Here is an 11,766-nt window from a genome sequence, read left to right on the forward strand (position 1 = left end):
AGATAAATACTTGATGGGTAAAAGCGTGATTAAATAGGGAGACTTCGCTTTAGCACCGCTCATCCAGGCGCTCGTGGACCAAACTAGTTGTTCAATCGCCTAATGAATGAGGGCGGTGTTCCCGCCAAATTCGCCATCCTTGGCTCAGTTGGCGGCTTCGCACGTCGTGTGCTCAGCCCCGCTTATGCATGTCGCGCTTTCGCAAAGTTTGGTAACCACTCGCTTGAAGGATTCGCTAACGCTAAAGCGAAGTCTCTGGCTGGGTTGCTAGAACCAAGATGATAGGGAGACTTCGCTTTAGCACCGCTCATCCAGGCGCTTGTGGAGCAGTGCACCTGTCCTTGGGCTTTCTTCATCGCTAAGATGGGTCAACGTTTAGGAGAAATTGATGTAATAACTTTAATATAAAACTTAGGCCGCCTAGTTCAAACAGGTGGCCTAAGTTTTGTGTTGCATACCTTTGGTTTGGTAAATGAAATCCAAAACTTTATAAAAGGTTTACCGTATGGTATAATTTTATAGAAGGAAGAAACTGGAATAGGAGGGCGAGCCCATGAGTGAACCTGCCTTTAGTCAGACGGAGTATTACAATTATACCGACTATTTGTCTTGGGCAAATGGGAAACGTTGCGAGTTGATTGAGGGCATTTCTATTGACATGACTCCAGCTTCTTCGCGTATGCACCAAAAGGTCTTAGGGGATCTCTACAACCAGTTCTACAACTTTTTGAAGGATAAACCTTGTGAAGTTTACATTGCCCCTTTCGATGTGCGGTTACCTAGCTCAGGTGAGCAAGATGAGACTACCAGTACCGTCGTACAACCTGATCTGGTGGTGGTTTGTGATCCCAATAAACTGGATGACCGAGGGTGCAAAGGCGCTCCGGACTTGATTATTGAGGTATTATCGCCAGAGACGGCAAAAAAAGATCTTTCGGCAAAATTGCAACTTTATGAGAGAGTCGGCGTATCTCAATACTGGGTAGTGCACCCGCTGGATAAAACGGTTATGGTTTTTTTTCTAGATGAGCGGGATCAGTACAGCAAGCCAAGTGTTTTTGGTGAAGGAGAGCAAATGAGGGTCGAGTTGCTTAATGAATTAGTAATTGATTTTTCCACTGTTTTTAAATGATACTGCTTAGTGGATCTGCATTATGGTCTGAATATCCTCGGAGTACGTTAATATAACTAATAATTTTAAGAAGTCTTTCAAAAAACAGAGCTCAGGTGGCACATAAAATCCTTTACTGCAACATAAGTTGTGGCAAGGGGGTAAGGATGTGTTTGATCTAACCACGGGAATGAGTTATGCTTTTTTTGTCCTCTGTTTAGTACTGGGCTGGGGTGCTGCCGGAGCCCTTGATTTTGAAGGGATCTTGCGCCGTTCAACTTCTCGTGGGGGACGTCTTTTACTTCGTGTCGGTGTGGCTCTTGTTTTAGCCGAGGGATTTCGACTTTTTCTAAGCTTCGCGTTAGGTCCAGTGCTGGATATGTTTGTTAATCAAAGTATTAATGGTTTTAAGGCCTTTTAATATAATTGGCGGAAAGATATCGTTATTTTGATGAGGTGATAATTGGTTACCTACAACCTCTGGAATCTTCTATAAGGTTCCAGAGGTTTCTATGTTTGTTCTCAACTATTTTTGGTTGATAATACAAATAAGAGTGCTACAATGAATAAGACAACAATTAAAGGAGTTACTATGAAACGAACGTGGCATTTTTGGGTTGCCTTATGGGCGGCAAAGCTCATCACGGTGGCTCTGCGAGTTACTGGGAAAAAGGGGACAACCTTACCCGGAAAGATTGCGCATTGGCTTGATCCAGAGATCATGAGACATTTGAGTGTAGCGTATACGGAAGGAATTATAATGGTCACAGGGACCAATGGTAAAACGACGACTGCGAACCTATTGGCAAGTATTTTACGTGGGTCTGGAAAAGCTTTTGCGTTTAATCAAGCTGGGGCGAATCTTGTGACGGGTATTACGGGTGCTTTGATTCAGAATACTCGCTGGAGTGGGTCATCTCGAGCGAGGTTGGCGTTACTGGAAGTGGATGAAGCTACTGTGCCTAAACTTTGTGAACAGATTTCTCCCAGTTTAGCGATAATCACCAACTTCTTTCGTGATCAACTGGATCGCTACGGTGAGTTAGATACAACTGTCCGTTTGGTTAGAGAGTCTCTGCCTAAAGAAACCGTTCTTGTGCTCAATGCAGACGATCCTTTAGTTGCCCAGTTTGGAATGAACCATGCTGAAGTTGTTTATTATGGGGTGGAACGCACCCCGGATAGTGTGAGCGAGAGCCAGGAAACTCGGGAAGCGAGATTTTGTCCGTTATGCGGTACTGAACTCGATTATACGCTTTTTCACTACGGACAATTGGGAATTTATAATTGTTTGGGTTGTGGATTTCATCGCCCTGAGCCTAAAATACTGGCTCAAAACGTCCGTCCTCATGAAGGCTTACTGCTGTTTCAGGTTAAGGTAACTCCATTTGCTATAGCTCTCCAAGGGTACTATAATTTGTATAATGCCTTAGCAGCACTTACAGCGGCTCGCCAGCTCGGATTAAGCGACCATTTGATTGGAGAGGGGTTACGAGGGTTTATTCCTCAAGCTGGACGGATGGAACGTTTTTATTTGCCGGAAGGGGAGATCACCTTAACCCTCGTAAAAAATCCCACTGGGTTTGATCAAGTCATTCAGACTATGCTGGGCCTTGATAAACCTCTGCGAATTTTAATTGGGATCAATGACTTAGCTGCTGATGGCCGGGACATTTCCTGGCTGTGGGATGTCAATTTTGAACGATTAGGATTGCATGAGGCACGCATAGACCAAGTGATTTGTACAGGATTTCGTGCTGAGGACATAGCCTTGAGGCTTAAGTATGCTGGGGTTTCAGAAAGAAAGCTTATAATTGAGCATAATTTGACTGGAGCTCTTGATCTTTTGCAAAAGAATAGGGCGGTGGAAGAGGCCATCTTTATCTTGCCCACCTATACCTTACTTTTCCCGCTCCGTGAGATTCTGGAAGATCGCCAAAAGAATGCGGGATTGACTCATCTAAGGACCAAAGATCTTGAAGAGGGGGCAATTTAAGTGAATCTAAATATTTGTCACCTTTATCCAGATCTGCTCGACCTTTACGGAGACCGGGGTAACATTTTAGCGTTGGCTGCTCGCTGTCGCTGGCGGGGGATTGAGCCTGTAATTCAAAAAGCCTCTTTAGGTGAAGTCTTGGACTTTACGGGGATGGACATTCTATTTCTTGGTGGGGGTTCTGACCGTGAACAAGGTTTGCTGGTGCAGGATCTAATGCAGCGGGAAACGGAACTTCGAAGTGCTATAGAGAACGGACTTGTGGTTCTTGCCATTTGTGGTGGCTATCAGATGTTAGGGAAATTTTATCAGATGGCTGGTGGGGAAAAGATTCAAGGGTTAGGCATTTTAGATGTCTGGACCATCGCCGGAGCGAAGCGTTTAATTGGTAATGTTGTTGTAGAACTTGATGAACGAGTTCTTAAGGTTAACTCGAAATTCAGGACGTTGGTTGGGTTTGAGAATCACTCAGGTAAAACATATTTGGGTGAAGAGGTTATGCCTTTGGGTAAAGTCTTAGCTGGGAATGGAAATAATGGCGATGATAGTGCAGAAGGGGTACGCTACCGTAATGTCTTCGGAACGTATTTGCATGGTCCGCTTCTTCCAAAGAACCCACACTTTGCCGATTTATTGTTGGAACTGGCGATTCAAAGACGTAGAACTGGCACTCGTTTAGTGGAACTTGACGATCGTTTGGAAGAGTTGGCGCATGAGGCCATAGTAAAAAGGTTATTGAAGCAAGCATAATTTCAATTTGGCGGTTGGTTTAGTGAAAAAAACAGTATATCATGAGTGATATACTGTTATACTATCAATAGTGAACGATGCTTTCATTTAAATCTGCATTGAAAATAACCCTCTACCATTATTTACATGTTGAAAAAGACCCGTTTTTAGTGAGTTTAAGCTTATTTATCCTTCTAGTTCGTTGACACTTTTTTGCATTACTGTCTATAATAGAGTATAGCTTTGGCTAAATGACTTGGGGGTGCTAATGTGGCAGAAAGTAAGCGAATTATGATCAGTTTGCCGGAGAGTTTGCTTGCGGAGGTGGATGGGATCGTCACCGTGGAGAAACGCAATCGCAGCGAATTTATTCGAGAAGCTTTAAACAGCATCCTTCACGAACGCCGGAAAAAAGGAATCCACGAGCAGATGCGTAAAGGATACTTAGAAATGGCGCAACTGAATTTGTCTATAGCCAGGGAGTTGTTCTCAACTGAACAAGAAGTATTAGAGTATTATGAAGAAACGATGGTGGAGTGTCGGAGATGATGATAAAACGCGGGGAAATTTATTACGCAGAGCTTAACCCCGTTGTCGGATCAGAACAGGGAGGAACTCGTCCGGTTCTTGTGATTCAAAACGACATAGGGAATCAATTTAGCCCAACGACAATTATTGCCGCGATCACTTCACAAATTGCGAAAGCAAAGTTACCTACTCACGTGGAAGTGAGAGCTAAACGAAGTGGCCTAGAACGGGATTCTGTCATTCTGACCGAGCAGATTCGGACGATTGATAAAAGCCGCCTTAAGGAAAAAGTAGCGGTTTTGGATGAAGAAGTGATGCTTAGGGTAGACCAAGCCATTGAAATAAGTTTAGGGCTTGCGGATATTTAATATATAGCTTCAAGTGAGAGGGAGACAGCGTGGCGGAGACAAATACCGACGCTGTTTTTGTTTTTTCTACATAGGAGAGGAGATCTGAAGGGATGCTTAGAAAACCAGTGATCGGAGTCACAGCGGCCCATTGCTCAGAGGAATTAAAAACATTTCCAAGGCATTATTATGTGGAAAGCATTAGACAGGCGGGTGGAATCCCAGTTATTCTTCCGCCTGTTCGTGTAGAGGTAGAAGGCCATGACGTTTTAAATCTTCTTGATGGTTTGCTTTTAACAGGCGGAGGTGATATTTCTCCCATATATCTAAGAGAAGACCCACTCCGAGGAATTGGTGCCTGTTTTCCGGAACGGGACTGGAGCGAAATCTTGCTCACCCAGCTGTCCCTGCAACGAAATCTTCCGATTCTGGGGATTTGTCGAGGCATTCAGGTCTTGGCGGTCGCGGCTGGAGGAAGAATCTATCAAGACATTCCGACTCAATTTCCTAGGGCGCTGGAACATCGTCAAACTGCCCCACGCCAAAATGTATGGCACGATGTGGATATCGTAAAGGAATCTTTGCTTTATCGCCTTGTTGAAGAAACAAAAATTTCAGTTAACAGCCTCCATCATCAAGCGGTATTGGAAATTCCACAAGGATTTATCCAAAATGCTAGTGCGTCAGACGGCATTATTGAAGGAATTGAAATGCTGAGCACTAAGTTTTGTTTAGGAGTTCAGTGGCACCCAGAGAGCATGGAAGCACAAGCCCATTGCCAGGCTATATTTAATGGTTTTGTTGAAGCGTGTCTAGATGAAATTTAGGGAAGGCTAATTATAGTTCATTACATTTAGAGAGAACTCATGATAGGGTTCTCTCTAATGTAATGAGCATGATTTTCAGAAACATGGTAAAGGGGAGATGACAATGACAGAATCTGACCTCAGTCAACCTATGCTTTCTGTGCAAAATCTTTCTAAGAAATTTGGAAAGCACATAGCCGTCGACCAATTGAACTTTATGCTTCGGAGTGGGGAAGTTGTGGGTCTTCTGGGTCCTAACGGGGCGGGAAAAAGCACATTGATTAAATGTATTGTCGGTTTATTGCGGCCATCAGGTGGTGAGATACGCATCAATGGACATATCCGTGGCTCTCGATCGGCTAGGAAAACGAGTGCCTACGTTCCGGAAATTCCTCAGCTTTATGGTATGCTTTCAGTATGGCAACACCTTCAATTTATCGCCGGCGCATACGAGGTCGAGCAATGGGAGGAAAATGCCGAATCGTTATTAAAGATGTTTGAAATCTGGGACAAGAAAGATGAATTCGTAAAAACGCTTTCCAAAGGAATGCGTCAGAAGCTTTCACTTTGTTGTGGAGTGGTTTCCAATGCGCAGATGCTCTTTCTGGATGAACCCATGGTCGGATTGGATCCGAAGGCAATCAAATATTTAAAGGATCTGATTCATCAGTTGAAAGACGAAGGGAAAACGTTATTCATTAGCACGCATTTGCTCGATCCAATTGAGACCGTATGTAACAGGGTAATTGTGCTCAAGAAAGGGAGAATTATTGCCGAAGGTAGTCTGGAAGACTTGAGACATCAGTTGGGGGAAGAGCGCGCTTCCCTCGAGGAGGTTTTCCTTGGGGTGACAGCCGATGTCTGATTACTTGCTGATGCTAAGGTTTGATATCCGGAAGCTTGTCAATTATATTGTGGAAATTCGACGTACACCCAAAAAATTAATTAGTTATTTTTTGTTTGGGGCTTGGATCATCCTCGTTATGCTTCCTCAACGAATGAACAGAAAAAGCAACCACCTCGAGATCAACGAGACGATTGTCCAAGTTATTTTGGGTATTTTTGCTCTCTTGTTAGGGGCCCTTGTTTTCTTCACCCTTTATTCGGCACTTAAAAAGCTATCCTATACGTTTGGTATGGGAGATGTGAATTTGCTTTTTCCATCTCCGCTAGAACCTCAACGCATTTTGTTTTGGAGTATGTTAAAAAAGATTCCAATTTCCTTAGCGCGGTCTGTGCTGCCAGTGCTATTTCTTACCCCAACACTTTCGAATTTGGGGCTTCAGACCCAAGGTGTCTTTTTTGTCTATGTATCCTTTGTCTCCTTGGCGTTACTGTTACCTCCGCTGGCATTTTTAGTCTTTTTGCTTTCTGTACGGTACCAAAAGGGTAGGTGGACTGTTAGCGTTTTAACCTGCTCTCTGGTATGGCTGATTGGTAGTTGGTTTTGGCAGGTTAGAGGAGATTTTAGCATTCTAAATTTAATGACGGGATACCGGGGCGCAGGGGTGTGGCAATTTCCGGTTGTGGGCTGGATACTTCGGGTTGCTTATGCTGCTTTTTATGGGGCCAGTCTTGACACCTATATGGCTCTCTTGGGGATCGTCTTAACTTTGGGAATTGTGAATTTTACAGTTTTTGGATTAGCTAAAGACTATTATGAAGATGTCCTTGATCATGCAGCCAAAATTGAGGAAGCCCGTAGCCTTAAAAGGAGCGGTCGACGTCCGCAACTTTCCGATGCCTTTGCCAAGCTTCGTAGGGAAAGGCAGGTCGTGGTTCAGGGTACGTATGCCGAAAGCAAGTCCTTTCTATTTAAACAAATCGTCAATTACCGTTCAACGGGGTTTAATGAGTATTTCGGTTATTTGACTCCGCTGGTGTTACTGGCTGGTGTAGCCATTGGTTATATGGTTAGCCAGAGGGGGAACGATCCCACAGGGTGGCTTTTTACGTTTAATGGAGTTATCGCGTACTTTCTACTTCTTACCAGCACGACCAGCCCTGTTAGCTCAGAATTAGCGCTACCGTATATATACGTCCTCCCAGGAACATTTTATAAAAAGATACTAGCACTTAATTTTTTACCAATGGTACGATTTGCAATCAATGTCTTGTTACTTAACCTGAGCTACACCTTAATGGCTAAGGGCGACGAAAAGGTATGGGTGACAGCCATTGCACTTTCCCTGATTGTGATTTCTGTATATTTCGAACTGGGGAACTCTGTGATCTTAGGTAATGTTCTTCTCCCTTCATCATTGGATCGCAAGATATTCTATCCCTTACTGATCTTCGTACAAGTCGTGGTCATTATAATTCCAGCAGGCCTTGTCGGAGGTGGCCTCTACTGGATCTTGCGGAGTGAAGTTGCCTTGGAGTTGGGAATCATTTTGGCAAACGTTGGGGTCGGCTTACTGCTCTTAGAATTCTCGGACAAATTGTTTGCTTATATCGAAATGAAGGAGTTTAGTGATTCATAGAAGTTGGTGAGAAAGTCGAAAAGAAGTCACGATGTATAATTACAAAACGAAAACACCTGCCGTCCATAGCAGGTGTTTTCTCCATTTTTGGTGTCGCGCCAATCGGCGCGCTCTCAATGTCAGCTCATTTGTAGTTTAGAACATGTGTGACTTTTTGTCAACCCAGGAATGCTTGGCGATGTGTAAGATAGAGAGACGTTGAGATAATGCAGTTATAAACATCATAATAGTATATATATCATAGAATAGCGTCAGTTTTTTATGTATACAGTATTATTTATAATTAGATAGAGGAATTATTAGACTTAAGGCAGAATTACTAAAGAATCAATGATTAATTTTAAATTAATTAAAAAGGAAAAACAGTAAAAAAAAGGAAGGAGAACCCGCTTGATTCAATTAGAAGGGTTAAATAAACATTTTGGTCACTTGCATGTCCTCAAAGAGATTAATCTGACGGTAAAGTCGGGGGAAAAATTGGTCGTCATTGGCCCTAGTGGATCAGGCAAGAGTACATTGATTCGGTGCATGAACCTTCTGGAAAAGCCTAGCTCTGGTAAAGTGACAGTTGATGGAGTGGAAATTACGGCCCATAAGGCGATGGTGGCTAAAGTTCGTCAGTCGGTGGCTATGGTTTTCCAACAATTTAATCTCTATCCACACAAAACGGTCCTAGAGAATTTAACCCTAGCGCCTATGTTAATTAAAGGAGTTCCTAAGGAGGAAGCAACAGAGGCCGGAATGGTTTATCTTGATCGGGTAGGATTGAAGGCCAAAGCAGACGTGTATCCGTCGCAACTTTCCGGAGGGCAACAACAACGTGTAGCCATTGCTCGAGCCTTGGCTATGCGGCCTAAAATCATGCTCTTTGATGAACCGACATCGGCTTTAGATCCAGAAATGATCCAGGAAGTCCTTGATGTAATGGTTGATCTGGCCCATGAGGGAATTACAATGGTAGTTGTCACACATGAAATGGGTTTTGCCAAAACAGTTGCTGATCGCGTTATCTTTATGGACGACGGACAAATTGTGGAAGAGAATACTCCAGAGAGCTTTTTTGCCAACCCGACTCATGAGCGTACCAAGTCGTTTTTAAGTAGAATTTTACGCTAATTTTACTCAGCCTCACCCATAGACGGGACTTACTTTAAGTTTCAATAGAGAAAGTGCAGTTTGTCTGCAACTAGATTAGAGGGGGATTCAAGAATGAAGAAAGCTGGAATCGTTTTAACAAGTTTATTATTAATGGTTGGTTTGGTAACAGGATGTGGAGCGACTGCCTCCACGGCTCCAGGCAGTGACAGTGCTGTAGCTGCTGATGTCAAGGCCATCCAAGACCGGGGGGTTCTTAAAGTTGGGGTTAAAGTTGATGTTCCAAAGTTCGGATATAAAGACCCTAAGACAGGACAAGTCGATGGATTCGAAATTGATTTAGCAAAGGCTATGGCCAAGAAGATTATCGGGACCGAAAAAATCGAGACCACGGCTGTAACAGCAAAAACACGGGGACCTGTTTTAGATAGCGGGGACGTTGATATGGATATATCTACATTTACCATTAACGAAGAGCGTAAGAAGAGTTATAACTTCTCTGATCCGTATTTTACCGATGGTGTAAGATTGTTGGTTAAAAAGAATGCAGGAATTAAAACTTTAAAAGATTTAAACGGGAAAAAGATTGGTGTAGCCCAAAGCGCTACCAGTAAGAAAGCCGTACAAGCTGAAGCAGATAAGGTGGGAGCCAAAGTCAGTTTCTTGGAGTTCGGAACTTATCCTGAAATTAAAACAGCACTGGATTCTGGCCGGGTAGATTGTTTCTCCGTAGATGGCTCTATTCTCTTTGGATATCTGGATGATTCAACGACTATATTGCCGGATAGCTTTAGTCCTCAAGAATATGGAGTTGCCTCTAAAAAGGGAAATGATGGTATAGCTAAAGTGGTCAATGAAACTATTGCTGATTTAAAGAAGTCTGGAGAACTCGATAAAATGATCCAAAAATGGGGTCTTAAATAGTGGTCTCACCTTTTGCCTGGTTTAAATGGGTAGCGCTTTTCAGTGATTGGGCGGTATTTGCTGAAGGGTTTAAAAACACAATCCTTTCAGCATTCCTGGCCCTGGCATTGGCTCTTATACTCGGGGTTGTCTTTGGGGTTCTAGGGACTTCTCAATGGACACTAGCTAAAGTAATAAATCGTATCTATGTTGAATTTATTCAAAACACCCCACTTGTCATTCAGGTGTTCTTCCTTTATCACGGATTGCCTCACATGGGTATAATGCTGCCTGTTTTCGTGGTGGGTGTTTTAGGTGTTGGTGTATATCACGGTGCATATATTGCCGAAGTGGTTAGGGCAGGAATTAACTCGATTCACAGAGGACAAATGGAAGCCGCCTTATCGCAAGGGTTTAGTTTCTGGGGGGCTATGCGTTATGTTATCTTGCCGCAAGCAGCGCGATTGGTTTTACCGCCCCTTACCAATCAAGCGGTTAACTTGATTAAAAACACGTCAGTGCTTGCCATGATTGCTGGCGGTGATCTAATGTATCATGCGGATTCTTGGTCCAGCGACACCCTATACTATGGACCCGCCTATATTGTCGTTGGATTGCTCTATCTTATTCTCAGTTTACCTTTAGCAACCCTAACGCGTCGCTTAGAAGGTAAGACGGGGGTGTCGGCATGATTCAAGACTTATTTAAGCCTGAAATATTTCGTTTTCTTGGCCAAGGGCTCTTAACAACACTTTATATTGCCGTCATGGCTATTCTACTTAGTTTTATCTTTGGAACGCTCCTGGGTATTGCTCGGTATTCCAAACAAGCTGTCCTAGGAAGAATCGCTGTATTGTATATTGAAAGTGTTCGTAATATCCCTATGCTTCTTTTCATTTTGGTTTTCCGTTTTATGACTACCTTAAAACCAGTTAATTCCGGGATCGTCGCGATAGCGGTTTTCACTTCAGCTATCATTGCCGAGATTGTTCGAGGCGGTTTAAATTCCATTGATAAAGGACAGTGGGAAGCCGCAAAGTCACAGGGATTTTCCTATCGCCAAACTTTGATGCATATTATTTTGCCTCAAGCTATGCACAAGATGATTCCTCCTTTAGTGTCCCAGTTTATAACGGTTATCAAGGATACATCGTTTGTCTGGGTTGTAGGTGTCGAAGATCTCACAGGTAAAGGCATGATTATCTTAGGGCAATACGGTTCAACGGGCCAAGTTTTTACGGTTTTTGGAATGATTGCGCTAACCTATTTTGTACTGAATTATTCGCTTTCGATTTTGGCCCGTCGGCAACAGCTTAAGATGGTGCATCAAAGTTTTTAAAGATGTGTCAGTTATAGGGTAAGTTTTGTGTTGATGATGATGCTCAGAAAGAAACAGGGGTTCCGATTAATTATCGGGGTCCTTGTTTCTTTTGTACTATCAGAAAGTATAAACTGCGTTATCTACTGCAAGAAGGGCTAATCCGTGCGAAGACAGTGTCTTCGTCTAAGCATAAGTGCAACCAGCGACTTCCGCTCTCGCCAAGGCTCGGCGCAAGCCGGGTTTTCTTTACATTATCCAGTCTCTTATTCATGAGAAATTCACAACTTTTTCATGGGTTTAGCGTATCCGGGAGTTATACTAAGGACATAGAAGATAGGTAAATCGAGTAAATCGATAAGAGACGCCCAACAAACGAGGATTACAGGGGAGGAATATAGTTTTAGAAAAATTAGGAGAAAAATTATAAATTGGGCAAGATACAAACGG

13 protein-coding genes are annotated in these 11,766 nt (G+C 43.2%); all 13 read left to right on the forward strand.

Going from position 1 to position 11,766, the window contains the following annotated elements; translation table 11 throughout:
* Positions 1–553: 553 nt before the first annotated feature.
* The 13 genes from DOT_RS12780 to DOT_RS12840 all read left to right on the forward strand — a co-directional run bounded on the left by DOT_RS12780 (position 554) and on the right by DOT_RS12840 (position 11,337).
* Positions 554–1,132: a Uma2 family endonuclease gene (locus tag DOT_RS12780; RefSeq protein WP_009619210.1), complete on the forward strand. Its 579-nt coding sequence runs from the start codon at positions 554–556 to the stop codon at positions 1,130–1,132.
* Between the two features lie 148 nt (positions 1,133–1,280).
* A complete protein-coding gene (locus DOT_RS12785; protein ID WP_009619212.1) occupies positions 1,281–1,532 on the forward strand; it encodes a hypothetical protein in 252 nt (83 codons plus the stop codon).
* 171 nt (positions 1,533–1,703) lie between these two features.
* Complete coding sequence (locus tag DOT_RS12790; protein ID WP_009619215.1) at positions 1,704–3,107, forward strand: MurT ligase domain-containing protein; 1,404 nt, start codon at positions 1,704–1,706, stop codon at positions 3,105–3,107.
* On the forward strand, positions 3,108–3,857 hold the full coding sequence (locus DOT_RS12795) for a glutamine amidotransferase (RefSeq protein WP_009619216.1): 750 nt from the start codon (positions 3,108–3,110) through the stop codon (positions 3,855–3,857).
* Positions 3,858–4,106: 249 nt separating this feature from the next.
* Entirely contained in the window at positions 4,107–4,385 is a 279-nt protein-coding gene (locus DOT_RS12800) for a ribbon-helix-helix protein, CopG family (RefSeq protein WP_009619218.1), read from the forward strand.
* Positions 4,382–4,732, forward strand: coding sequence for a type II toxin-antitoxin system PemK/MazF family toxin (locus DOT_RS12805; protein ID WP_007778968.1), 351 nt, complete (start codon positions 4,382–4,384; stop codon positions 4,730–4,732). The genes DOT_RS12800 and DOT_RS12805 overlap by 4 nt, the downstream gene beginning before the upstream one ends.
* Positions 4,733–4,824: 92 nt before the next feature.
* Complete coding sequence (locus tag DOT_RS12810; protein WP_009619229.1) at positions 4,825–5,538, forward strand: gamma-glutamyl-gamma-aminobutyrate hydrolase family protein; 714 nt, start codon at positions 4,825–4,827, stop codon at positions 5,536–5,538.
* Between the two features lie 103 nt (positions 5,539–5,641).
* On the forward strand, positions 5,642–6,382 hold the full coding sequence (locus DOT_RS12815) for an ABC transporter ATP-binding protein (protein WP_009619231.1): 741 nt from the start codon (positions 5,642–5,644) through the stop codon (positions 6,380–6,382).
* Positions 6,375–8,000 carry a putative ABC exporter domain-containing protein gene (locus DOT_RS12820; protein WP_009619233.1) on the forward strand — a complete coding sequence of 542 codons (1,626 nt, stop codon included), beginning with the start codon at positions 6,375–6,377 and terminating at the stop codon, positions 7,998–8,000. The genes DOT_RS12815 and DOT_RS12820 overlap by 8 nt, the downstream gene beginning before the upstream one ends.
* Positions 8,001–8,390: 390 nt before the next feature.
* Positions 8,391–9,116, forward strand: a complete 726-nt coding sequence (locus DOT_RS12825; protein WP_009619235.1) for an amino acid ABC transporter ATP-binding protein — start codon at positions 8,391–8,393, stop codon at positions 9,114–9,116.
* Positions 9,117–9,209: 93 nt separating this feature from the next.
* Entirely contained in the window at positions 9,210–10,019 is an 810-nt protein-coding gene (locus DOT_RS12830) for a transporter substrate-binding domain-containing protein (RefSeq protein ID WP_009619237.1), read from the forward strand.
* Positions 10,019–10,690, forward strand: a complete 672-nt coding sequence (locus tag DOT_RS12835) for an amino acid ABC transporter permease (RefSeq protein ID WP_009619239.1) — start codon at positions 10,019–10,021, stop codon at positions 10,688–10,690. The genes DOT_RS12830 and DOT_RS12835 overlap by 1 nt, the downstream gene beginning before the upstream one ends.
* The gene (locus DOT_RS12840) at positions 10,687–11,337 is read left to right on the forward strand and encodes an amino acid ABC transporter permease (protein WP_009619256.1); all 651 of its coding nucleotides are present in this window, start codon (positions 10,687–10,689) and stop codon (positions 11,335–11,337) included. The genes DOT_RS12835 and DOT_RS12840 overlap by 4 nt, the downstream gene beginning before the upstream one ends.
* Positions 11,338–11,766: the final 429 nt, after the last annotated feature.

It is taken from the genome of Desulfosporosinus sp. OT (genome assembly GCF_000224515.1).
In the GTDB taxonomy this organism is placed as follows: domain Bacteria; phylum Bacillota; class Desulfitobacteriia; order Desulfitobacteriales; family Desulfitobacteriaceae; genus Desulfosporosinus.